Raw genomic sequence first — 26,272 nt, 5'->3', positions numbered from 1 at the left:
ATCTCTTTAATTAGCGTGATTTAAAAATCTTTTCGGTGTGTATCGCAGCATTTGTTGTAAGCGTGATTACGTAAGCACCAGTGGCAAACTTACCTTCCGGCAAATCCAAGATCCATTGATTCAAGCCTTCTACTGCTATTAATTGCTCACTGTAAATGTCGCGGCCGCTCATATCGCGGATTACTACCACCGCGGTACCTTCGTTGGCGGAAGCCATAAATTTGATCTCCAAATAGTTTTGGAAAAGGGTGGGGTATACGCTGAATATACTGGAAGCAGGAGCGGAAGATGACCGGCAAAAGTCCGATGGAAGCTGTAAGATGTACGGCTGGTCGATGCTGCCAATATGGTCGTTGCCATTGTAACCCACGCCGCCCGTAGCTTGCCAAATTTCACCATTCTCTCGGTCTATCCAGTGCAGATCAATAGTTTCAATGGCATCGCCCCCAATGGTCAAGAAGCTGTACGCATTATCGCTTACTTCAACGAGTTCTGAAATCCCACGAATTTGGCCCTGGCGATCGAAAGCTCCTATGAGCAATCCCGCATCGAAAGCTGATTGCGCGCAAGAATCGGATGGCTGCACAATCATGGTCATATTGGTAGAATAAGCGGCGTAATCAGGCATCCAGCGGGGGTCAATAGGTTTCGAAGGTTTTTGATTCCCGCTTTTGAACATGCCTGCAAAGGGGTAGGTGAATGCCGTGTTTTGGGCAGATTTGTACATGTAGCCACGCCCGGGAACAAGGGTTTGAAGCGTACCCTGCCAACCCAATTGCTGATTTACATACACCGCAAATTGAGACCTTCCCTTTATCTGATCACCCGGTGCTGGGTTGAGATTGCCCAATGCCTGCGCGATGCCCTGGTTGCGAATTGAGATAAAACCAATCCAGTTCCAGCCTGTACTCAGTGTAATTGGCCTTGTGGTTGGGTCTATGATATCACCCTTAATGATTAACGTATCGGCATCGGAAGTGTAGAGTTTATTCAATTGCTCCGGTCGCAATCCCGCATTTTGCAAAGGCCCGTTCCAACCGCTGCCCGTGCTGTAATTTGCAAATTGTGTTTGACCACTAAGCTGATCGCCTGTTTCAGAATCAAGACTTTCTAGAAGGACATTGAAATTCGTACTGTCGGCATTGAGCAAGAAATGTGAGATCCAATTGTAGCCGGCGTCAAGTGGTATTTCTGTTTCTATTTGATAATTTGTGCTGAATATTTGGGGGTCAAGCGCCGAGCCTACCAAACTGTTCGTTGCAAAAGGAATCAATTCGGGTGTTACTTCGCTGTAAATGATTCCTGCGCTGGCATCCCAAATTTTAAAGGTCAGGTTTTCGCCTGCATTCACATTGCTATACACATCCATAAACACCAGGTAGCGGTCTATGGCTTCAATATATTCTACATTTTGACTACCGCGAACTTCGCCATTCACAAAAGCTGCAAGCAAATCTTCCGAATCGCTTGAAACAATATCCTTGATTCTGATCAAGCCCACGATGCCCATTGCTTGGCTCCACTGCGAGGGATCCACCGTCCATTCGGGCGGGGTTTCCCGCACCTTGAGCGCTATGGTAAGCTTTTCAGGAAAGTTGAAGTCCGTGAGCAATTGTACGTCTTGGGCATAGTCGCCGATGTTTACTAAAGGATCTACAGTGAAATTCACATTCATGCTGCTGTTTGGCGGTATTGTCCCTGATGCGGGATTGGCAGATAGCCAGGAAGGTATGTTTTGGATATTGAAGGCTTTGGCTGCTCCACCTTGATTTACCACTTGCGTGGAAAATGAAAGGGTTTCGCCTACATTCTTTTCAAAGCTTAGCAAATCGTCGCCCCATACCACCTGATTTTTGTCGACATAGGCGATCCAGGTGGCCGGTGAAGCCATCACATTTCCTTGCAGGTCTCTCACATTTAATACCGTTACGTCCAGCGTCACATTCTCTACCATTTCCTGTGCGGTGGTGGGCGTGAAAATAATTTCGTCGTTATTCACAGACCAGGTATAGGCTATAGACCCAACAGGACGTTGGATTTTGATGGTGGGAACTTCTTCGGTAAGCACAGTGCCATTGCTTTCCACAAGGTGACCATCCGTGTCGATCTGCTCATTGAATGAGGGTGTGAGTATGGCAATGCCGGTGAGGTCAAGTTCGTAATTTTCCATAGGCAGGTAGAGCTTGAGCGATGGCTCGTTGCCTAACATGCGGTTGCGCTTGTCGCGGCGTATCTGCTCCAGCTTGCGGGCGGTATTCCAGAAACGAAATTCGTCGATCTGTCCGTCAAAATGGTTTTCGACAGTTTCCACCACACCAGTGAGATACCCATGCGCGCCGATATACATGGCAGCACCCGAAAGTTGTTTGAAAGGTGTGGCTTGTGCGGCCAGCTGCGGATTTCCGTCCACAATGGCAGAGAGATTGGCGCTGCGGTTCATCACCACTGCCAGGTGGTGCCACTGCCCGTCGAAATAATTGTTTTGCGAAATCAGAAAGTCGATCCCGTTATTCCGCAGGTGCAGCAGCCCGTTGGCATCTTTTTCGAGCACCCAGGCATAGAGCGAGTCGGAGTTGATACCGTCGGCCTTGCCATTGGAGTAGAGCACGCCTGGGTTGGTTCCGCTTCCGCGAAACCAGAATTCGAGCGTGAAGTCCATATCCTGGGTAATCGCCACATCGCCCGAGCCCACTTTCAGGTAGTTGGTACTTCCGTCAAAATCGGCAGCCGATCCACCCGGCTCCACGCTCCAGGTAGGGCCGAAGATGGCCGCATCGCGGCGGCGCACATGGTCGATCGCAAGGTTGCCTTCCACTTCATCCATGCGCCAGTTGTAGAGCAACCCCGCTTCGCCGCCGCCGAGAATGCGGTTCATGGTGGTGGTAAATTCGGAGAGGGAAAGGGTGCGGTCCCAAACGCGTACTTCGTGCATATTGCCGTGAAACCAGCTGGCATCGCCATGGCCTTTTTTGCCCATCCACACCCGGCCTGCGCCCTGGTAGTTGGGGAAAATCGAAGTATTGCCATTGTTGATCAGTCCGCTGTTCAATTCGTTGGCAAGAAATATTTCAGCAGATTCGTTTTCTAAACTGTAAGCCAAAGCAATATAATGCCACATGTCATTGGCGAGCGGCACCGCATCTGACATTACTTCCTGGTCGTTGATGCGGAATACGATCTGGTTATTTGCCGTAAGGCCAAGATAAAGCTGCTCACCGGGATCGGCGCCTTGCGCAAAGAGTGAGCGCTCGCCGCTGCCCGTGGGCTTGATGGCCATTTGAATGGTGAAGTCGCGGTTGGTCAATGCCGCACCACCCGATACTTCTACAAAATCATCCACCCCATCAAAGAATAGACTCGCGGCATGGCCAGTTTCGGTACCGTTCAGCACACCGCGTATATCGAAGTTCTGGAAGGTAAGCGAACCCTGATCGATCGGCTCGTTGAAGCGGATGGAGAGCTCGTCGTTGGGACTTAAAATGCCATCGGCTGGCGAAGGCGACCCAAAGGGGTGGGGATTGATGCGGTCGATGATCCCCGAATAAGTCACGGAACTTTTCTCGGCCAGCGCACACTGCGAGCGCGCCCGCAAGTCGTAGTTTCCATCGGGCAACTGTCCAATAAGCCAGTCGTAATCCGTAAAGGCCAAACCGGTGGGGATGGGCAGCGCATTCGGGTCGTTGAATCCCGTTGTGTCTTTGTAGAAGGTCTGCAGTCCGTTCCAGACGGCCTCGTTAGAAGGCTTGTATTCCACACGCAGTTCTTCCAAGTCAAAAAAGTTGATATTGTAACCTGCCATGCGGGTATTGATGGTATCGTTGTTGAAATTATTTGCTACCCACAATAGCTCGGGATCGATAAATTCCACATCCGTGCAGGCTGGTATAAACCGCGCCGAGATATACACTGAATCGACAATATCCACACCGTCGCTGGTCCCCGCGCTGTATTGACAAGGGGCGTAAATCACAAACAGCAGGCTGTCGTAATTGTATACCGGACCGGGTCCTTTTTCAACGGTCAGCACTTTGTTTACCGAAGTGGCCGCGTTGATCACAATATCAATGGACGACTGCCCGTCTATCCGCGCGATGGCGCCGAAAGGATTGCTGGTACTCACCAATTGCACCGTGTACTCCCGGCCAGATCCGCTCTCGGACTCATTGGTGAGCGTGAGGTTAAATACAGCCGCATCATCCACGGGTGTGTTGAAGAGTATGGTCGGGGCAGCTGCGATGGCCGGCTTGTCTATTTGGTCGGTCGATGCCGAAATCTGGGTGCCCGGCTCATAAAATTGGGTGAGTTCTGCCCCTTCATGCGGACATGCAGTCTGGCCGCCGGCTTCCTTCCGGAAAATGGGACCCCATCCCAGCATAGAAGGAAATACGCTCACCGAAATCTGATCTCCTTCATCCGGATCTTGCAGGGTATAGGCTACCGTTTCCGTTTCGGAACTTTCATTCGTCCAGTCGCGGCCCGAAGAGAAGTTTACTCCGATATTTTTTCCGAAACCTATTCCGTTGTTGCTGATTTTCGCACTCACTTCCAGGCGCAGCTCGGTACCGATTTCGTATTCGTAAAGCTCTGTGGTGGCATGGCCAGTTTCCTGTGTACTGCTGGCGGTGTATTCCACGCCGCCCCCGAAGGAGACATTTGTTCCTGCTATTGGTAAGAAACGCGCAGTGATCCGCGCCTTTGCAGCCAGGTACTTTTCGTAATCGTCAATGTGCTCACCGATAGAGATGCCCTGGGCAGTGGTAAGGGCAAATACAGGTATACCCAAATAGGCAGTACCGGGCACAGGAATCGATGCCAGCGAAAAGGCAAACTCCGGCGACAACTCGAAATCGGCTTCTTCCAGCTCCTGGTGCTTTGCTATAACATCGGCAAATTTGGCGTCAAGCCGCGCTATCTCCAGCGTCTTCACACTGTCGCGGGCCTGTGTATTGTCCACATTTACCTTTTCCCATTCATTCAGCCGTATCGCATTTTCCCAGTGGCGGATTTGATCGTTCGCAAAGCGCACAAAATCCCGCACACTGTCTTCTGCCGTAACGGGCAAATAGGTGTAGCTCGGCCCGTTAAAATCTTCGTATTCGCCGGTCTCGGGGGTATCGGTGCTCACCGCGGTGCCAAAAACGGGATCGTCATTGCTCTTGCCATAATTGGGATGCCCTATTATCAAATTGCTTGTATACAATGGATTGGCCTGCATGGCAATGTTGCGGGCTTCAAGAATTTCGGGTATCTCATAGTTCAGAATATCGTTCTCGCTGTATATGAAAGTGGTGGCATAGCCACCCGGCACCACCGACATGCCGTATTTTTTGGCCAGCTTGAATTCGCCACCGTCAATGGCTATTCCGAGACACTCCACCTGTGCACAAACCGAATCGGGTATAATGGCCAGATGCTCGGCTATGCCAAATTGTACATTTTGGGTTTTACCTACGTAAATGTCGCTGCCTTTTCCGGGCAGATCTGAACTGCCGTTGGTAGTCCATGCTTGGGTATTGGTGGTGGTCATAAATTGGTTTCCGCTGCGCCCACCGGTAATGGTGCTGTTAAATCCCACGGAGACATTGGCTTCCACTTCGGTATCGATGCTTACACCCAGCCCGGTGGCGAGAGATACCCCGACAAAAATATTGTCTTCGGCGTGCGCGGCACTTTCCAGTGTCCAGCTCCAGTTGTTCACCGTGCTGCGGGTCGTACCAACTTCCCGGGAAGCAAAGCTGCCGCTTCCGGGCGGGTCGCGCAGCACGTACTCCGGTACCTGTGGGCCTTCGGTGAGGAAGTTCTCACCGTTAGACCGACCTGCCAGCACATAACCGCGAAATTGTCCGTCGCTGTTTGCAGGCTCTTCAAAGCCGTAATCGGGCTCCCAAAATATGCTTTGGCCATTGGCTGTAAGCAGGGTCATTGACAAACTTCGGGTGTAGCTGTAGGCGGGGATGCTGGGATTTTGGGCAAAGTTTGGGCTACCCAACTGAAAACTGTACACCATGGCGCGCAGCGTATCCAGCTCGTTTACACCCGCCAGCGATACCGACGACGATTCGAGTGTTGCAAGACTGTTATTCACCACAAGGGTGCCATCGGTGGTGGGCACGCGGTCCAGAATATCTTCCGATCCGTCATAGTTGATGTATGGCTCATAAACCCAAATCATACAGCGGTAGTAGTATTCATCGTCACTGTTTGCAAATACCGGCCAGCGCATGGGCTGGTCTCGCAGGTCGCGGGTGAGCGTATCGCCCGTGGTCGCTGATATATAGGTGTAAAGCGTATCGCCGATGAAGGGGTTTACCCCATCGCGGTCTTTTACTTCCACCACAGGGTTTTTGCGGTGCACGTAGTCCAGCCTTCTGTGGTACTGTACCGAATCGAGTCCCAGCACATCCCCATTGGTATCGTACAAGGTATCGTACACCGTTTGCAGGTTCAGATTTACCGAAAGGTCGAGTACATTGAGCACCCCAAAATCAACGATTTCACTGGTATTCAAAACTTCTACATCCTGTGTATAGCGCAATGGCGGAAGGTGCATGATATACTCACCGGTTTCGGCAGAAGTAACAATGGTATCTCCTGCACATGCGGGCCCCGACTCTGAAAGAAACGTGAGCTGGGCAAGGCCGATATTGTTGGTCGACTTGCCAAAACCGGGGATTTTATTGCCTTCGCGCAAGCCACCCACCACACGGCCCACAACTGTGATCAGCGTGGCATCCTGAAATTCGATATTGGCAAGGTCGTCCTGAAAATTGTATTTCCCCGTTTCCGGAAAACGGCCAACAGAAAAAGTATGGTTCTGCTTCTGCACAGTGATATGGTGCAGGCCGATGGGAACCTGTATGGAAAAACTTCCGTCATTGGACGTTTCCAGGGGAAGGCCATCTTCTATCACGGGATTGCCATCTATAAAGAGACCTATGCCTGGCGCCGGACAGGATGTATTGTCATAAAAAACGGTGCCCGAAACCATAAAGCTGGATATATCTTCAAAGTCAATATTGTTGAAAACAGCGGAGCCATCGCCCACAAAAAGGGCCCTGGTGGAGGGATCGAACTGGTGTATGAGAAATGAAGGCGTGAGCACGAAACTCTCACCGGTATTGTTGTAAGGTATGCTCATGGTATAATTGCCAAGGGCATTGGTGTAGGCCGCGATGCTCAACTGGTTCACACTGGGTATGGTTTCCGAAAAAACGATGTTGCCCGCAAAGCTTCCATGGTTCCGGTTAAAGGAATTGCCCACTTTCGATACATCGTAGGCAAAAGATCCGTAGCCTTCGTCCATACGCAGGTACAGACGTAGATTGGCTTCACCGCCCAGCATAAGTCTGCTGTGGTCCTGGGCCATTTGAAGGGAATCCTTTCCGGCTTTCCAAAAGCGCACCTCGTCCATGTGGCCCTGAAAACCGTTGCCCAGAATGAAGTCATCTGCACCGGCTTCCACAGCGGCATCGGTGGTGGTGAAGGTGGATGCTACCTGCTGCCCATTGATGAATAGCTGCAGGCTGTCCTGATAGAGCTGAAAGGCGAGGTGACTGTAATTATTCAGTGCGAAATCCGGGTCTGAATGCGTCAGGGTATAGCCGGTTCCATCAGTCGCTGTAATACCAAATTCCATGATGTCAGCCAGCGCATCATACTGCGCATAGTAGTCCGATCCCTTTTGGAAAAAGACTGCTGTACCCGAAAGTGCGGTGGGTCGAACCCAGGCTTCCATGAGGAAGGCCGTATCGGGGTTCAGGTCGGTATCATGCGCCACATCAATCTGCGAACTCCCATCGAGCAGGACGCTTTTACCGAAAATCTGGGATGTGCTCTCGGCAGCAATCTTCACACCTTCCACGGCAATTCCGCCGGTATAGGTCACTTTTCCGGTTACGGTGCCAAAAGGACGCCGAAAGCCCACGGTTTGCACGGCATTGGTATAGAGCGTAGCCGATTCGCACTGCGTTTCGCCCACGATGGTGTATGCGTAGAGTACCCCGGCATCGGCAAAATTGTCGATGTAAAGGTTGGTTCCGGAGGTTTCAGATGCCACCTGCACCGAGTCTTCGTCAGAACCAAGCTGCTTCCGGTAAATTTTGAATCCGTTGAGGATATTGTTGTTGTTGGCCACCGTCCAGCTCACTTCCACACGGTTTGAGAAGAAACCCTTCGATCCGCTCAAGGCATTTGGATTGAATGTATTGGAAAGATCGGGCACCAGGTTCCCAAAACGGGTGGAATCGCTGGGTACTCCATTGGGCGCACAGCCATTCACCGAACGCACCCGGTATTCATAGGTTTGGCAGGCCAGAATCGACCCATCCATAAAAGTGGTCAAATCGTTGTCCACCTCAAAGAAGGTTCCCCCGCCCCCGCCGACCTGGGTGCGCTCCACGCGGTAAGAATCGACGCCGATCACCGGCTCCCAGTCTATTTGAATGCCTTCGCCAGGAAGAATCTCTAGCAGCACATTGGCCGAACCGATCGGAAGACCGGGTGACACCCCTTCCAACTCCTGTGAAAAAGGCCCCCAACCACAATTATTTTTTGCCCGGATGGTGTAATTGAAACCTGTATCGCTGTCGGGAACCGGATCGCTGAAGTTGGTTACGCTGCCGGCCACTGCACCTACTGAAGCGCCATCGCGAAATATTTCAAGGCTATCTGTGCCGTTTACAAAATTCCAGGTGAGGGATACATTGTCAGTGCAATTTGTGGTGGACACGGAAAAACCGGGTGGGGGTGGCTGAGGGGCTTTGCGCATACCAATAACATTTGCCGAAAGCGGCCCGCTATTGAAACTCGTACCTGACTCATTTGTGGGAGCCAATTGATTTTCCATATAAGCCCTATAGATATATTCATCTCCACTCTCAACATTCAAATCAAGATATGTCCCGTCCATATAGGGAATCGAAGCAATAAGTTCAAAAGGGCTTCCCGGACTGCCATTGCTCCGCTCAATATTTACGCGGGTTTGGCTACAGATATTTGGAGGATAAGTCCACTCAAGGCTTACTCCCTCGCAGGAGGTATTATTAGAAGCTAAAAAATTACTCAACGCCGGCTGAGGAGGAATAAGTGCGTCCGCAAAATCGGGACTTACACCCCCTGATGACCATGTTCCATTTGCAAGACGAAACTGCATATTTTCACCTATGTGGTCGCCCAGATCCACGAAAGTGGTGTATATCATGTACGGATCGTTGTTGTCAAAAAAGTCGGTGTAAAAAGTATACTCGCTTTGATTGTAAGTTCTATAAGCGAGTCTGTAAGGTGTGAAATTGCTGAATACATTTTTCAATAGAACATAGCCTGGCGGCAAGGTACCTACGGGAGGAAAGAGCCTGTATTTTGCTATAGTGGTCCAGGATATGTCATTTCCGAACTTCAGCTGGAAATCTACACCCCACTCATATTGCTCGAAGCCGGTGTATGCGAAGAGTGCATCCGAAAGTGCAACGTTAAAATAATCATAATAAATCGCGTACTGCGCTGTTACAATTCCATTGCATTCGAAAAAAACTAGATTCGACCAATCATCCTGATAAGCCGGGGGTCCCTGAGCTTGTGCAAAATGACCGGTAATTGCTAAAGTACATAAGAACGACAGCCTTATGCAGATACTTTTTAGGATGGTACTTGACTTCTTCATTATATGGATTTTTAAAGATCAGAAAGCAATTTCGATGGTGGAGTATTGGAAAGAGGATGCGTTTACAGGTAAAATTTTGGTGGACATTGAATGAATTAATTAGAGCCAAACAATTCCCGAAACAAAGATGCCGCTCCTGCCTGTTTGTTGCTAAAACCAGCGTTCCAAATCCTTACAACCTTCGGGAATACATTGTCAGAATCGGTCTAAAATCTGCCATTATTGTTCCGGGTCTCTGATGCCAATCACAACTCAAATAGCTCATATATATGAAGGTTACACACCTTTGGCGAGTTGCAAAACATTGGTGCATTCTTGCAATTGTATTCAGGAATTCCGGGTCGGATGATTGTAGGTGAAATTTTGGAATTATGGACTCATGCAGGTATAGGTCAAAGAATAGTTCCGGAAGATCTACCCATATTTCATGCTTTAATTCCACCAGCCTATCAATTCCATCTCAAAGGCTATCACAATGGTTTCAAAATGCACTTTCAACTTTCAAATTGTCTCTGGTTTTCTCACCTTTACGTCATGATAGTGCGCCCACCCCTTATGCGAATCGTTTTACTCTGGTTCGTTCTGATGATTATTGCGTGCAGCGCGAGTAGTCAAATGGCGAATTACGACCTAAGGTTTCAGACGCTCACCATTGACGACGGGCTCACCCAAAATATGGTGCGAACTATGCTAGTGGACAAAACAGGTTTTCTCTGGATTGGCACTTCTGATGGCTTAAACCGCTTTGACGGTACCGATTTTATTCCCTTTCGCCATAACCCGGATGACCCGAAATCTCTACCGGCCAACCAAGTGTTATCGCTATATGAAGACAGTGGCTCCAGAATCTGGATCGGAACCGCTGATGGGGTGGCCATATACGACCCGACGACCGAACTATTTCGCCGAATTGCCGAACCGGAATCTGATGATTTATCGAAAAACCCGATTCATAGCATTGCGGAAGACCCGTATGGCAATATGTGGCTGGGGAGTTCAAAAGGACTTTTCAAAGTTGTGGTAAGCAATGCGAGTGAGTTCGATTCTGAAGTTTATGAGTTGTTGTTGATTGAGAAATTCCCGGCTTACTCTGTTACCGAATTGGCAAGGACAATGGTGGTGCGCATTTCGAGCTCCGGTCACGTTTACATGGGTTGCAATTCAGGGCTATTTGTGGCGAAAGCCTTAGAAACATCAGGAGCAAAAGAAGAGTTCAGGCAAATCAACGATTCGCCTGTAAGCCACATGGCTATTGATCGAAAAGACCGGATATGGTATGGATCTGCGCGGTTATATATATATCGGCCTATTGAAGGCATTTTTCTCGAGCCACTGCCAAATGAATTTACCCAGGGAAGTGCCATAAGAGCCATAGAGGTCGACCCAAAAGGTGCAATTTGGGTGAGCGTTTACAATTTCACCGAATTTGAAAGCGCAAGTAATCGGCTCTTCAAATTCGATTCTGAAACGCTTGTTCCAAATGAAATAAATGGATCGGATCGATTTTTTATTTCGCTCGCTTTTACGAGAAGTGACCTTGTTTGGGGCGGAACGGCCGGTTACGGCTTAATGCGTGGCGATTTGAAAAGCGCTAACTTCTCGGTGCACGATCTCAAAGCAGAGCTACACGAACTCCGGAATCCCAAGTCGGGAGAGTCTTTTTTCATTCAAAAAGGCAATCCACATTTTGTGCGGCTTCCTACCGAGACCCAACCTTCCAAAACGTACTACGACCCGCTATCAGAGCGAAACATGCCTTTTTCTGATAACCAGATTTTCCCTACCCAGTCTCACTTACCTGCCCACATTTCTACGCAATTTGCACACAAGGCCATCCGCGACAATAGAGGGCATTACTGGGTATTTTTAAACGGTAAGGATGGGCTCCGTGAGCTTCGCGAATACGACCCTTACATGAAGTTGATTCAGCGCAAAGATTTCAATTTGCCCTTAGTTCAGATTGTCTATTTCGATTCCAAAGGCAAGTTGTGGATATCGCTCGGCAAGGAGATTGCATTGTTTGATGAAAACAACTGGACTTTCCAAAAGCACGTTGTGCTCGATCAACCTAATTCTACCACCACGGTGAGTACGATTCTTTCTGATCGAAAGGGCATTTTTTGGCTTGGAACCGACGAAGGCCTCGTGCGATACGATCCCACCATTCGGAATGCTACACACTATCGCAACATCAATTCGGCTCTTAATTATGGCGTGCTCTCCCTATTAAATGATCCGCTGGTGCCCGATGATTATTTATGGGTAGGAACAGAAGGTGGTGGACTCATTAAACTTCAGAAATCTACTGGTACAACTACTCGGTATACAGAAAAAGAGGGCTTGTCCAATCTTGTAATTTACGGCATACTGCCTGATGTACTCGGCACGCTCTGGATCAGTACCAATAATGGCCTTATCCGCATCGATACCAGATCAATGTCTTTCTCTCACTTTACACGTGAGGATGGCTTGCCCACCAACGAATTTAACCGATTCATGTATGGAATCATCAACAATGGACACCTTTGGTTTGAATCGCTGGAGGGTATAGTGGCTTTCGATCCGCTTAAAGTATCGCTCGACACCGTGGCACCGCAAATGGCATTTACCCAAGTGAAGAGTTTCAACGATGTGCTTACCCCGGCCACGTACCCTGATCTTATCGATAAACCCATACCTTTCGCGAAAACAATAACCCTGCCCTGGAACGACAATGTGGTGACTTTTAACTACACCACTCTCGATTTTCGTGCACCGGGCAAGAATCAATTCAGCACACTGATGGAAGGTGTTGACAAGGATTGGTCGCCGCCAATGACTGAACGTACCGCCACCTATGCCAATCTCGCCCCAGGGAAGTACAAGTTTCGGGTGCTGGCTACCAACAGCAATGGAATTTGGAATGAAGAGGGCATCGCCATCACACTTACCATTTTGGCACCCTGGTGGCAAACGGGCTGGGCTTATGCGGTTTATATTTTGCTTCTGATAGCAGTAGTGCATGCCTTGTACAAGGTTCGGACTAACCGGATAAGGCTGCAATACAGCTTCAACAACCAGCGCCTTGAAGCTGGCAGACTCCAGGAAGTGGATCGATTAAAAAACGAGTTTTTCTCAAATATTACGCACGAATTCAGAACGCCGATTACGCTTATCATCAATCCCATTCAGCGCCTTCTGGCAAATACGGAAGTACCGGAAGAGCGCACCGAATTGCGGCGGATACACCGAAGCGCCAATCAGCTGCTACGTCTGATAAACCAGCTTCTCGACCTGAGCAAGATTGATAGCGGAATGATGCATATCGATCATGCCAGAGGCGAAGTGGTGCGCTTTGTGCGCGAAATAGTCGACTCATTTGCTCCCTTGGCAAATAGCAAGCAAATTAGCTTGCAACTGCATTGTTCTGATCCGCACCGCGAAGTTCTCTTTGATCCCGGTGCCTTGGAAAAGATTACTTACAACCTTCTTTCCAATGCCATAAAATATACTGACAAAAACGGCAGGGTAGATGTGTATCTGCGTTTTGAAGTCAAAGACGGCGATAGCAGGCTTTATTTGGAGGTCGCAGACACTGGTCCTGGAATCGCCCCATTCGACCAAAAGCGCATATTCGACCGCTATTACCGCAGCCGCGAAGGTAGCAACAATGCGGGTGGTGGCACGGGTATTGGGCTGGCTCTCGTACGCGAACTTACCCGAATATATGGCGGCGACCTGAGGCTGGAAAGCACACTAGGTGAGGGAAGTAAGTTTTCTGTTACATTGCCCATTCCGGAAACGGATAAGGGGCAGCACCTCCTTGATGGCCACATCGAGCGCACGCCTGTTGACGAATTTGAAGAAGATGAAGGTGATATTGGCGCAGATGAGAAACACTTGAACGATGAAAAACCAGTAGTACTCGTCGCCGAAGACAATGACGATTTGCGAAGCTTCTTACACACTTGCCTCGCTGAACAGTATGCTGTGATTGAGGCGGCAAATGGACAGGAAGCCTTCGACCTGGCTATAGCCCACATTCCAGATGCGGTATTGTGCGACGTTATGATGCCTGTGATGGATGGATTGAAATTTCTTGAAAAAGTCAAAGCCAACCAAAGCACGAGCCACATTCCCGTTATTATGCTAACAGCAAAAACGAACCGTACCGACCGTGAAGCGGGACTTACCAAAGGAGCCGACGCGTACCTTACCAAACCTTTTTACGAAACAGAGCTTCTCGCCTTGCTAAAAAATCTGCTCGTTTTGCGGGCTCAAACCTGGAATCTGCACAGGGCTTCTGTCATTAAGATTCAAAAAACTGGTCGCGACAACGCCGAAGATGCTTTTATTGGCAAATTGCAGACTTACATCGAGTCTCACCTTTCTGATACCGGAATTGGCGTAGATCATCTCTGCCAGGTAGCGGCGATGAGTCGTACACAGCTTCACCGAAAGCTAAAGGCACTTACGGGTTACTCCACCGGCACACTCATACGTCGGGTGCGCATTGAAAAAGCCCGCGAACTGCTGGAAGTAAAGGATGCCAATATTTCTGAAGTGGCCTTTATGACAGGGTTTAATACCCATAGCTATTTTTCAAAGTGCTTTGCAGATACTTACGGCATGAGCCCTACTGATTACCAGAAGCAATTCAGGACTTCAGATGGAGAAATGGCTGATTGAGGGCTGAAAAGCTACTGACTCATTGCGGATCGGTCAGCAAAAAAAGAGGTCCTCGTTTGGCACATGTACCGAGTTTGAAGGCGCATTAAAGAGCGGGATGTTTAAGGACAAACCTCTGTATGAGGGTATTGGAAATTGCACTTTGAAAGAAGGGAGGCAGGTTCAAGCCGAAATGGCTCTTGATCGCAGCCGCTTCTTCGCAGTCGGGAAGGGCACATTATTCAGAATCAGCCGGTAGCTATGATTATTGGGCGAAAGGGGTAAGGAGTCTTTAGTGACTTAAAACCGATTGACCCTAAAATGCCACTGCAAAATTTAAGGTTAGGGTTCGAATGGTTTCCCGGGTTTCTGAAGGGCCGAATCCTGTAAAGAAATTACCTCTGCGGTTTTCTACCGTATTTAAAATGTCAAAATTTTCGTAACCAATGGTTATCATTACTGAAGACTTACCAGAATTTTTTATAGAAATTCCTCCTTTTAGCATGAGTATGGGACCAGTATTCGCCCATTCTAAATTTGGCTGAAAACTCCCACCCAAACCGAGAACGAACACAGGAGAAATTTTTGTATTCATGGGGCGTAAGCGCATATCGAAAAACAAAGGTATTATGACTGCTTCTCTCTCTAAGGGTAGCCTAAGTCCGATACCGACCCCCATGGAGAGTACATCATAAAAACCAAAACCGTTAATGAAGTTAATATTGAAACACTTGATTCAGATAAAGGTATTCCAAAACCAGCCGAGAAAATTCCTTGATAATAGGCAGATCTTTCAGTGCTATAACTCTTTTTCCCGGTCACCACTTTTTTGGTGTAAGCATATCGTCTCACCTCTGAAGTGATGAGGGCAATTTCTTCGTTTGCTATGATTCTGCTCGCAGTGTCTCCTGCCAGAATTGTAACGCTCTCAGAGGGGATGCTATCAGTGATTGTGCCTCTAATCACTTCGGCACTTTTTAGCATTATTACGTCCCAGTAATTTGATTGCGCGTTCGCTTGATTTACGCACAATATCAATAAAAAAAGGGTTAAAATCCTGATTGCATTAATTCGCTTTGGAATGCCCATCACCGTCATAGTTTTTATTCATAGAAAACCAGTTTCGAATTTACCCTTTTAATTGAAACGGGCAATTATAAGCACTTTTAGTAATAGTCGATTTCCAATTGGGCCCTGTATAGGTATTGTCACTTCCTGTAAGTTTTGGTGGACAAAAACAACCCTAAAGTGCCACGGTAAAATTTAAGTGTACCGTGCAACCATCAAAACCCTTTCATCGTCAATTGATTACATTTGTTTCTCCTATGAGAAAACCAATCTCTTACCTCGCTTTACTATTCGCTTATTTTTTCACTCTCAATTTGGGATTAGCTCAATCTCAAATATTCCAGTACGATTGGGTATTGGCATCACCATACCCACAAGCGGGGAATCCGTTTTTGGGAACAGATGCATTTGCGGTAAGCGCTACCGGCGATCAATTTACTGCGCTTACTTCTGAAGGTTTTATTGACACAGGAGCGGGAAATATGGGATCAATAGATCTTACACGTTACGATTCTGAGGGTAACCTCATCTGGTCGATAAATTTGAACGACACCTTGTTTATCAACCAAATTGTTGCTACAACAAGCGGGGGATGCATTCTATTTGGAAGTTTTAATGGCAATCTTATTCTGGGAAACTTTATGCTGCCAGTAGCGGAGACAGCGGCTCAAAGCGTGCTTATTCGTGTTTCAGAGGCAGGTGCAATTGAAGATGTAATTCCTGCATCGTCAACTGTCGGAGATCAAAATCCTGCCGCTATTTGCCTGAAAGGTGATTTGCTCTATGCGATGTTAAACGGCAATGGCTTTGTAGATTACAGTTATATTGAAATATACAATTCAACAACATTTGAGCATCTTGAGACGATAAGTCAGAATAGTGTTTTTACCAATGATCTTGACGTGGATGCTTTAAGTAATATATACCTCACGGGATCTTGCCTTAGTCAGGATGGCACCTCAGATTTTAATGGAACAACGGTGGAAGGAGCCGGAGATTACAATAAATTTCTTGTGAAATACAATAGTTCTCACGAGTTTGAGTGGATACGTATTTTTGACGATGTGACCTGCCCGGAGCCGAGTGTGCGGGTATCTCCAGACGGGAATTCCATCTATTTTAGCGACGAATTATACGACGGTGTTATGATGGGAGATATTGCTCTCGAGGGGCCAAACTGGGTATATGATTTTTATATTGCTAAATATAATCCTCAGGGAGAACTTCATTGGGCCAAAGAAGTCCCTAATTTTGCTGTAGGCGATGCCAACCCCGGTAAAGGAGAATTTCTGGTTGCCGAAAATGACGGGCTGGCCATAACTGGGTTTTTTAGAAATTACCTCACCTGGAATCAGGATACCCTGCTCGCTGATCCGGGGTCACAGAGTTCCCTTTTTGTCCTTAAGCTAGATGTTCTTGGTGATGCTCAATGGTATAAAGGGGTACAGACCCAATCGGGAACTACCAGTGGTTTGTCTATGAGCCGTGCAGGAAATAGTTATTATGTCAACGGATTCATGTTGGGCAATTGTACTTTTTCAGAAGAATACAGTTTTACGGGAGATTTTTATCAAACATTTACTGCGAAGTTGAGTGAAACAGCAACCGATATCTCAAAAATTTCTAAGGAATCAGAACTGCAACTGTATCCCAATCCGTCATCAGATTTTCTTCAAATCAATCACGCTTCAACTCTATCCGGAAAGTCTTTCTCTATTTATTCCGTTTCCGGAAAACGTTTAATCCAGGGGGTTTTGAGTAATTCGATTCAATCAGTTGATCTGCGATCTTTTCCGGCGGGGGTTTATATCCTGAGCATATCGGGAGACGTTAGCATGATGGCACGGTTCGTTAAGATGTAGCTACTAAAAAAGTCAGAGTCCTTCTGCATTAATAATAAAATTTCTAGGCTTCGCTCTGCGTTCAATTCCCATAACGCCCTATTCTCTAGATTCATATTAATTGTTCGGGCCTTTCGTCTGGTATCTATTATGCTATCCATAGGTGAATTTATAAATCTTATCGATTCTCAATTCAAACTAAGCTAATATCCTGAACTTCAGTTTGCATTTTTCTGTATTCATACCAGAACAATCTCTGAAGAAAGATGAAAAAAAACATCCCCCAAGCTTCTATTGCGACCAGCATTATTATTTTCCTATTTCATTTTGCTATGCCCGCAGTCTCTCAGGTTTCTCAAGAATCACCTTCGCCATTAAATACGTCCAATGAATTGGCCTTATTCACGAAAGTAATAGACAGTAAAATAAACAGAAACGATACAGAAGTAGTACGCGCACTTCTTGAAAATTCTGGTCATGCTGAAATGCTGAAAAGCTACAGTAGCAACACCCTTTACATTATGGATTTAGACCAGTTTGAAGAAGGTATGGCCGATTTTGAAGTTTTTGGAAAGGAAGTTAAAGTTCTAACCAAATATGAACTGATGGACATAACCATTCCATATTTATCTCACAATAGATGGTTTTGACAAAAAAGGGACAAGTTGTGAAGCGGTAGTAACCATTCATCAGAAGAACGGAGAAGGTAAAGTGAGTGAGTCAAAGGTGATTAAGCTGCGCAAGTCTGCCCAAAACTGGGAGAAGCAAAATTTATCGAAATAAAATAGTCTTGAAAGAACCTCAAACAACGAAAGATATGGAAAGAAATCTACAACTCAACTTACGATCCACGTCACTCAAGTTTGTACTGCTAGTATTACTTGGAATGGTATCTATGCAAGGCAGCGCACAAACCGTTATTGAAAATGGAAAGCTGCGTTTTGGAAATGGTAGTCAAAACTCGGTGAATGCCACCGGTAATCTTCAGCAGCCCTTTTATTATAGCGTTCAACACAGCAGTTGGAGGCGACTTACTTTTTCAAATATTTCACTCAACGAAACAATTGCTTTCGGTGGTGACGGTACCGATGACTGGAATACACAAGGTACACGCATATCAGATTGTGCATTGACCAACCAAATAGTCAATACCTCTGGTTTTGAATATATTACTGGTACATCCGGCGCGGGTAGTGGTCAAATTATTTCTACGGGTACGCTTTCGGCTGATGGAAGAGTACTAGAAGTAGAAAACACCTATACCATTGCATCTTCTTGTTTTATTACCATAAAAACTAAGATTACTAACATAGGGTCTGTGAGTGCACCAAACCTGCGCTACTGGATAGGCACGCGTGATGATTATGTAGGTGGTATAGATGAACCACTTAAAGAAAGAGGAAATTTAGAAGGCGGAAATTTTGCCTTAATAGCAAATGCGACAGATCAGGCAAAGGCTATTCGCATAAAAACGGCTCAAGAGGGAGTCTTATTCTTCTCTACTTCAGACCGCACGCAGACAATTATTAACAATTGCTGCTCGTGGGATAATGTGCTCTATCAAAACCCTTCGTCCGCACCAATTTCTGTGACAAATGATGGGAGCTATGGAATATATGTACGAATGAATGATTTGGCCCCGGAAGAGAGCGATGAATTTATATGGTATTATGCCGCGGCCAATTTGACTGACCTTGATGCGTTGATAAGCCAAGTAGCCGTCGCTGCCGGAGGACTTGGAAATGTAACTTGCAACAGTGCTGTGTATGAAGCACAATCTAATGTGCAGGGCACAGGGTATTTAATGACCGTTCCTGATGGAGCGGTAGCCCCCGATGCTGAACAGATTAAGGCAGGAGTAGCTTATGGCGGAGTTACACCAATAAGCGCTTTATCTCAGGCTATGACTACAGATTCGACCTATGTGTTTAGTATTTCAGGGCTACTGCCAAATACAACTTACAAAACTTATTTCGTGCTTGAAGATACAAATGCTGTATTTATGAATGTTACAAACGCAGATATTACAACAGCCGGAAATCCTGAAATAACTTTTACGGTTACTGACGCCAACTGCATAAATAGTAGTGATGGTGTTTTGACTGCCTCTGCAACAAACGGAACAGCGCCCTTTGTATTTCACTGGACAGACGGCCCCGCAGATGCCACTTACAGCAATTTAAATGCGGGAGATTATGAAGTGTTGGCGACCGATGCTAATAATTGCCAGGCCACAGCCACCACTACAATTACCGTTCTTGATACTATAAAGCCAGATTTCTTTCTTGAAAGTATTGAACTCGAATTGAATGATGAAGGTGTTTCTTTTCTTTCGCAAAACATGGTGCTTCCATACGCAAGCGATAATTGTGCAATTGCCGAAGTAGAAATCCAAACACAGTCTTATTCATGCGAGAGCTTGCAGGAAGGAACTTCGACACAGATTTTGGTTACTGATATTTATGGAAATAGTGCGCAGAAAACACTCTTGGTAAATGTGGTTGATAGATCTTATCCGGAAATTGAAGTCATGGATATTGAAATCGAGCTCAATCACGATGGTATGGCGGTATTAACATCGGAAATGCTTGATATGAGGGAGAGAGATAATTGCGGAATCGTAAGCCATACTTTGAGCAAAACACAGTTTAGTTGTGAAGATTTAGGTAGCTCAATTATTGTAATGACTGTGAGCGACTTTTCAGGAAATGCCAGCAGCACAAGCTTCAGTGTGAGTGTGGTTGATAAAATGGCACCACAAATTATTCAGCCCGAGCCGATACAAATGTGTGAAGGAATTTTAGAATCTGTTTCAATCATCGTTTCAGACAATTGCTCTGCACAGCTTGAGCAAATTGATGGTCCTGTACCGGGATATTTCCTCACTCAAGGCGAATATGCGCTTACTTATCTGGCTACTGATGCTTCCGGAAATGAAGCGAGCGTTTCAGTAGAATTGCTGGTGTTTGCGAATCCTTTAGTGAATTTAGGAGACGATATTGAGGCCACGGAAGGAACTATGGTAACGCTTACAGCGGGCGATGATGCCGGTGCAACTTATCTGTGGAGTACCGGCGAGACCGATAATGAGATAATGGTTGAGGTTACAGAATCAACCACAATTTCAGTTCAGGTTTATTCTGAAACGGGATGCATGGATGAAGACAAAATTTTTATCGAATTGCTCAATCCATTGGGTGTTGACGACATTGAAAAAGGTGGCATTCAGGTATACCCTAACCCAACTGCCGATTACTTGAATATTGTACCTACGGGAGCTGATAATTTAGAAGGAGTTGCCATTCGAATATTCAACATGAACGGTAAGATGGTTTATGCTCAAGGGTCAGGTTCTTTTATTAAGGGTCAGCCTTCGGTACTTGATCTTTCAAACCTTAGTAAAGGAGTGTATGTTTTGAGTCTACAGTCTGATTATATCAACGCGACTCAACGAATTGTGAAACAGTAAAATTAAAGAGTAAGTAGTGAGAATTCAGTAAAGCCTCACGCCTTAATTGGTGTGGGGCTTTTTTGGTTGAAATGAAAATAACCTGGTGAATTTATGGCTGACTATCGGTCAATCGGATCTGCCTATAAAAATGATATCGGTCAAAGAAAATATTGTGACTATGAACATCGAAGCCACTAAATTAGAGTTAATGCAGCTTTTGCTTCAAACGCAAAAAGAAAGTTTATTGATTAAAATTAAAGCTCTGTTAGAAGCAGAGCAAGAAGACTGGTGGAGTGCAATGTCAAAAGTAGAGCAAGAAGAAATCAAAACAGGATTAGACCAGGCGGATAAAGGCGAATATATTTCTAATGAAGAGATAATGAAACGTTTTGATAGATGGCACTAATAGCAGCTACACGGTTTCTTAGGTAAGACATAAATTGGAATACATCGCCAAATTCAGTATCCTTAATTTAAAATTGAGTTATGGATCTCTTGATTAAAAAAGACATTTTAGAGAAGGCGGAAATAACCGCCGAAGAGTTGACAATAGAAATTGCAGTTCATCTATACGATACTAGCAGGCTATCTATGGGGCAAGCCAGAAACTTAGCTCAGCTTGACCAAATTTCTTTTCAAAAGCAATTGGCGAAAAGAGATGTTTACGTTAAGTACGACATCGAAGATTTGGAAACTGATTTGGAAAATCTAAGAATATTGAAAGAGAAAAGGGCATCGTAACAGATGAGAAATCTTTAAACTATTTAGTGTCCGTCGTCCAAATTGTATGTCTAGGTCATAAAGTTCAAGGCTTGTGAAGATGTGAAAATCAAGGAGTTTACATTTGTAAATGACTGTTTTCCAATCGAGCATAACGCAGATATTGGGCTTTATGGCCAGACATACCCTAATTCCGAAAAGTCAAAACCACCTCAGTCCCAACCCCAACTTCACTATTCAACTGTATTTTTCCTTCGTGCAAAGTCATGATCTGTTTGCAAAGGCTCAAGCCAATACCGCTTCCGGTTTTTTTGGTGCTGAAAAATGGAATGAAAATACTGTCGGCTATTTCTGCAGGAATGCCTTTTCCATTGTCCATGATTCTTATTTGCTCAATGCCTTTGTGATTCAATCCGGCAGAAACCGTGATTTGTGGATTGGCAACATTTTCAGTGGCATCTATGGCGTTTAAAATGACGTTGATTAGCACCTGCTCTATCAAATAAGAATCAATTTCAAAAATGAGTTTCTGATCGGTGAGGTCGAAATGGAGTTCTACAGACTTTTCTTCCAGCGATGGTTTCATCAAGGCATGTATACTGCTAAACAGGCTGGATGCTTCAATGCGCTCTTTGTTTACATGGGTTACCTTGTTCAAGGTTCTGTATGTCTTTGCAAACTTCATCAAGCCTTCGCTTCGTTTTTTAATGCTTCTCAGGCCGGCGTTTACATCTTCCAGTTCCAGTTTTTCAGAGCTGGGGTTTTCGATACTGTTCTGGATGTTTAGCTGAAGGGTTTCGGCAAGTGATGAAATCGGCGCAATGCTATTCATGATTTCGTGGGTCATTACGCTTAGCAGTTTTTTCCAGGCTTCACTCTCATTTCTGTTCAGCGTATCTTCAATATTTTGAATGACGATGAGCTTAAAGGAGTTGGCTTCCATTTCAAAAACCGTATCGGTAATCAATACTTTTAGCTTTTCCCGATTCATTTCCAGCGTTGCAGAAGTGGTGTTTGAATGGTAGGTTTCAAAAAGTTCGTCGTAGATTTTCGGACTCCTTTTTTCAACAAAGCTCACGTTTTTGAAAGCCGGGAAATTCAACATTTTTAAAACAGAATCATTTGCCCAAAGCACTTTGCCGGTTTCCACATTGTAGGCAAAAATTCCAACATCCACCATCTCCAAAATCTTCTGAAGGTATAGAAGTTGAGCCTGCCTTTCCTGGTCAATTGTCTTTATGGTTTTGTTTACGAGATTAAAACCACTGTGCAAACGGCGGATGTCGGCGGGGCCGTGTTCTTCTGAAAACCACCTTGAAAAATCGCGGTATTTCACGGACTCAAAAAAGTCGTCCATCTCAACAAAACGTTTCACCTGAAACCGATACAAATAGTAAACTGAAATTAATGAAAGTACCGATCCACCCACAATGGCGTAGGTGTTTTGCAGGCTTACGCCAAATGCCAGAACCAGCAGGGAGATGAGCACAGCCATAACCCGAATAAAAATCGAAAACCGGTAGCTATTAGAGTTCATATTTATTGAGTCGGCGGTAAAGTGCGGCGCGTGTAATGCCCAGTTCTTTGGCAGATTTCGTGATATTGCCGTTGTTTTTTTCGATTACGGCGTAAATGGTATTTCGTTCAATGGCATCGAGATTTGTCTCTTTTTGCACATCCGCTTTGAGCGGTTTTTCAATTGCAGAAAAGGTTAAATCGTCGGCTGCTAAAGAGGCTTTCTCTGCCATGATCACGGCGCGTTCCAAAACATATTGCAGTTCGCGGACATTTCCCGGAAACGGGTGCCCTTTTAATTTTTTCAAAAATTCAGGTGACATAGACAGACTTCCTTTGCTGTATTTCTGACTGTAAAAATCAACGAAATAATTTGCGAGAAGATTGAGGTCGCTTTCCCTTTCGCGCAAAGCGGGAATTGTAAAATCTATCGTATTAATCCGATAAATCAAATCCTTCCGAAAGGTGTTCTCATCTGCAAGGTCAGCAATGGACAAGTTGGTGGCGCAAATCAGGCGAATATCGATCGGAATAGATTCATTGGAGCCCAGTGGAGTGACCTGTCTGTTTTGCAAAACCGTAAGCAAGCGTGCCTGCTGGCGAAGGGGAATATTACCGATTTCATCTAAAAAAAGCGTTCCACCATGAGCAGACTCAAACCTGCCTTTTCGATCGGCGCGAGCATCGGTAAAAGCACCTTTTTTATACCCGAAAAGTTCGCTTTCGAAAAGGGTTTCGGTGAGCGCACCGACATCTACTTTTACAAAAGGCTTGTTTTTACGGAGCGAATTATCGTGAATGGCACGGGCAACGAGATCTTTTCCTGTTCCGTTTTCTCCCAGAATCAAAATGTTGGCGTCGGTCGGAGCTACTTTTTTCAGTTTCACAAACACGTTTTCCATGGCGGGGCTGTCGCCGATAATTGGGTTTTCGGAGTTCAGGTTGAGCTTGGGTTGCTTTTTCTTTTTCTCGACAAGTGCCTGGACTGCATTTAATATTTTTTCGTTTTGCCAGGGTTTTATTATAAAATCAGAAGCACCTTCCTTAAGCGACCGAATAGCCAAGTCGATATCGCCATAAGCGGTTATCAAAATCACATCGATTTCGGGATTAATCTCCTTAATTCTATTGAGCCAAAAGATGCCTTCATTCCCGGTATTTACGAGACTATTAAAATTCATGTCGAGAATAACCAAATCGAAAGCAGTGGCTTCCATCAAGTTTTGAATGCGATTTGGATTTTTACTGACTACGACTTCTTTCACTTTCGACTTGAGCAAAAGACGCAGGGCAGTGAGGACGTCTTCGTCGTCGTCAATGATTAATATTTTGGTGTTTTGAAGGTGCATTTTTTAAAATTGGTGCAAGATATGAAAGTATGGTGGTTTGACGAGAATTGTTATTTTTCCAAAATAGATGATAGTATTTTCATAGCGGTTTAACTTATTAGTGCTGTAGGCACGATAGTTATTTTAACCACGGGTTTGTAACCCGTGGTTAATTTCGTTTATTAGTTTACAAGTGCCATTGGCACGATCGTTTTTGCCTGATTCTCTTAGTTCGAGAAAATAAAATTTGAAAATCAATGTGTAATAACTGTCGTGCCTCTGGCACTTTGGTGGTATGGGATATTCTTAACCCAGGGTTAAACTTAGCGAAGCGATCTCACAACCGAAGGGCGTAAACCCTGGGCTACAATAATGGTCGTGCCTCTGGCACTATAAAGTATATTATCCTTCATCCTTCCAGAATTCATGAGTAATCGCAAAACGAATTACTCCCTTTTCGAACAGATTAATTTTGGAATATTACTATCATCTTTCACAAATCAATCAACCAAATCAATTCGTTCGTATATAACCATCCATCCACCCCACAATAGTACAAATTTCACATTCGCCGAAAGGCATAAAATATATCTGTACCACCACCGAACAGAGACTGTATTAAAACCGAACACTTTTAATATTTCACGAAGGTGTAAATTACTGAAAAACATAGCACAACGTTTCTGGCACTGTATTCACACCCCATTTTATGAAAAGATATGTAAAATGGACATCCCAATTGAAAAGAAACGATTTAGTACCAAGAAAATCCTGCTTTATGGCGGTATCCTTTTACTCTTGTGCTTTATTGTTTTTGTGATTGCTTCTGCTAGTGGCGTTTCGAAACTGAACGTGGAGATAGAGCGGATGAGTATCAGTACGGTGAGCGATGGTGTTTTTCAGGAAAATATTCCGGTAAATGGAATTGTGCTTCCTATCACTACCATTTATCTCGATGCCCTTGAAGGCGGTCGTGTAGAAGAAAAATATGTTGAGGATGGAGAAGTTTTGGAAATAGGTGATCCGATTTTGAGACTTTCAAATACCGACTTGGAATTGAGCCTTGTAAACCAGGAAACGCAGGTTTATAACTTGCTTACGCAAATGCAAATTTCGCAAAATGCAGCACGCCAAAACACCATCAACAAGCTCAACCAATACACCGATGTGGAGAGTAGTTTGATTGAATCAAAACGGGTTTATGAACTCAATAAAGTGCTGCATGAAAAGGGAGCCATTGGAAGACAGGATTTCATTAAAGCCGAAAATGATTACAACTATCAAAAAGAACGAATGAAGCTTTCGGGCGAAATTTTGAAGGAGGATTCTATCGCCATCATGCAGGAAAACGAGCAGGTAAAAAGCAGCTATGCCCGCACCCAAAGCGCATTGGATTTGATGCGTCGCAAAGTGGCTGATCTTGTTGTGAAATCGCCAATCGCAGGACAGCTTACTTCGCTCGATGCAGAAATTGGCCAGTCTAAAAACAAAGGTGACCGCCTGGGACAAATCGATGTTTTGAGTGGATTTAAAGTCCGTGCAGACATTGATGAGCATTACATTTCGAGAATTTACACTGGTCAGACGGGGAGTTTTACGATGAATGACCAATCGTATTCGTTGGTTATCAAGAAGGTCTACACGCAGGTTACAAGTGGCCGTTTTCAAGTCGATATGCAATTTGCAGATTCGGTGCCCCAGGGAATACGACGGGGACAGACATTGCAAATACGCCTGGCCTTGAGCGACGAAAAGCAGGCTGTATTGATCCCAAAAGGTGGCTTTTTTCAGCAAACGGGTGGAAACTGGATTTTCAAAATCAGCGAAGATGGGAATACGGCTTATAGAACTGATATTTCATTGGGTAGTCAAAATACAGAATACTACGAAGTTTTAAGTGGTTTGAATCCCGGTGATAAAGTGATTACGAGCAGTTATGATAATTATGGGGATGTGAAGGAATTGGTGTTGAAGGAGTGATGTTTTTTTTAATCGCCAAGTCGCAAACCTCGGATCAAGCCAGAGGCATGAGGTTAAGCGCAAA

At 45.5% G+C, this 26,272-nt stretch carries 12 protein-coding genes; 7 read left to right on the top strand and 5 right to left on the bottom strand.

Annotated features, from left to right (window positions below; translation table 11 throughout):
• Window positions 1–10: 10 nt before the first annotated feature.
• Complete coding sequence (locus tag G3O08_RS12370; protein ID WP_163285692.1) at window positions 11–9,658, bottom strand: LamG-like jellyroll fold domain-containing protein; 9,648 nt, start codon at window positions 9,656–9,658, stop codon at window positions 11–13.
• 345 nt (window positions 9,659–10,003) lie between these two features.
• Here G3O08_RS12370 and G3O08_RS12365 point away from each other — a divergent pair, with 345 nt between their 5' ends.
• Window positions 10,004–14,326 carry a hybrid sensor histidine kinase/response regulator transcription factor gene (locus tag G3O08_RS12365; RefSeq protein WP_163285691.1) on the top strand — a complete coding sequence of 1,441 codons (4,323 nt, stop codon included), beginning with the start codon at window positions 10,004–10,006 and terminating at the stop codon, window positions 14,324–14,326.
• 295 nt (window positions 14,327–14,621) lie between these two features.
• Here G3O08_RS12365 and G3O08_RS12360 read toward each other — a convergent pair whose 3' ends face one another.
• Together G3O08_RS12360 and G3O08_RS12355 are read right to left on the bottom strand one after the other, a co-directional pair.
• The gene (locus tag G3O08_RS12360; protein WP_163285690.1) at window positions 14,622–14,900 is read right to left on the bottom strand and encodes a hypothetical protein; all 279 of its coding nucleotides are present in this window, start codon (window positions 14,898–14,900) and stop codon (window positions 14,622–14,624) included.
• A 50-nt stretch (window positions 14,901–14,950) separates the two neighbouring features.
• Window positions 14,951–15,289, bottom strand: a complete 339-nt coding sequence (locus G3O08_RS12355) for a hypothetical protein (RefSeq protein WP_163285689.1) — start codon at window positions 15,287–15,289, stop codon at window positions 14,951–14,953.
• A gap of 341 nt (window positions 15,290–15,630) precedes the next feature.
• On the opposite strand from G3O08_RS12355, the gene G3O08_RS12350 reads away from it, so the two are divergent.
• From G3O08_RS12350 to G3O08_RS12330, 5 genes are all read left to right on the top strand, one after another.
• Complete coding sequence (locus G3O08_RS12350; RefSeq protein WP_163285688.1) at window positions 15,631–17,235, top strand: T9SS type A sorting domain-containing protein; 1,605 nt, start codon at window positions 15,631–15,633, stop codon at window positions 17,233–17,235.
• Window positions 17,236–17,480: 245 nt separating this feature from the next.
• On the top strand, window positions 17,481–17,864 hold the full coding sequence (locus G3O08_RS12345; protein WP_163285687.1) for a hypothetical protein: 384 nt from the start codon (window positions 17,481–17,483) through the stop codon (window positions 17,862–17,864).
• A gap of 167 nt (window positions 17,865–18,031) precedes the next feature.
• Window positions 18,032–20,683, top strand: a complete 2,652-nt coding sequence (locus tag G3O08_RS12340; protein ID WP_163285686.1) for a T9SS type A sorting domain-containing protein — start codon at window positions 18,032–18,034, stop codon at window positions 20,681–20,683.
• A gap of 160 nt (window positions 20,684–20,843) precedes the next feature.
• On the top strand, window positions 20,844–21,071 hold the full coding sequence (locus G3O08_RS12335; RefSeq protein ID WP_163285708.1) for a hypothetical protein: 228 nt from the start codon (window positions 20,844–20,846) through the stop codon (window positions 21,069–21,071).
• 80 nt (window positions 21,072–21,151) lie between these two features.
• The gene (locus G3O08_RS12330; protein ID WP_163285685.1) at window positions 21,152–21,406 is read left to right on the top strand and encodes a UPF0175 family protein; all 255 of its coding nucleotides are present in this window, start codon (window positions 21,152–21,154) and stop codon (window positions 21,404–21,406) included.
• A gap of 166 nt (window positions 21,407–21,572) precedes the next feature.
• Here G3O08_RS12330 and G3O08_RS12325 read toward each other — a convergent pair whose 3' ends face one another.
• Window positions 21,573–22,922, bottom strand: a complete 1,350-nt coding sequence (locus G3O08_RS12325; protein WP_163285684.1) for a sensor histidine kinase — start codon at window positions 22,920–22,922, stop codon at window positions 21,573–21,575.
• A complete protein-coding gene (locus G3O08_RS12320) occupies window positions 22,912–24,249 on the bottom strand; it encodes a sigma-54-dependent transcriptional regulator (RefSeq protein ID WP_163285683.1) in 1,338 nt (445 codons plus the stop codon). The genes G3O08_RS12325 and G3O08_RS12320 overlap by 11 nt, the downstream gene beginning before the upstream one ends.
• Before the next feature lie 705 nt (window positions 24,250–24,954).
• Between G3O08_RS12320 and G3O08_RS12315 the strand changes: the two genes are divergently transcribed.
• Window positions 24,955–26,208: an efflux RND transporter periplasmic adaptor subunit gene (locus G3O08_RS12315; RefSeq protein WP_163285682.1), complete on the top strand. Its 1,254-nt coding sequence runs from the start codon at window positions 24,955–24,957 to the stop codon at window positions 26,206–26,208.
• Window positions 26,209–26,272 lie beyond the last annotated feature (64 nt).

It is taken from the genome of Cryomorpha ignava (assembly GCF_010686655.1).
Lineage (GTDB): Bacteria > Bacteroidota > Bacteroidia > Flavobacteriales_D > Cryomorphaceae > Cryomorpha > Cryomorpha ignava.
The sequence above is the reverse complement of the archived record's forward strand: the minus strand, read 5'-3'. Positions and strand labels throughout refer to the sequence as shown.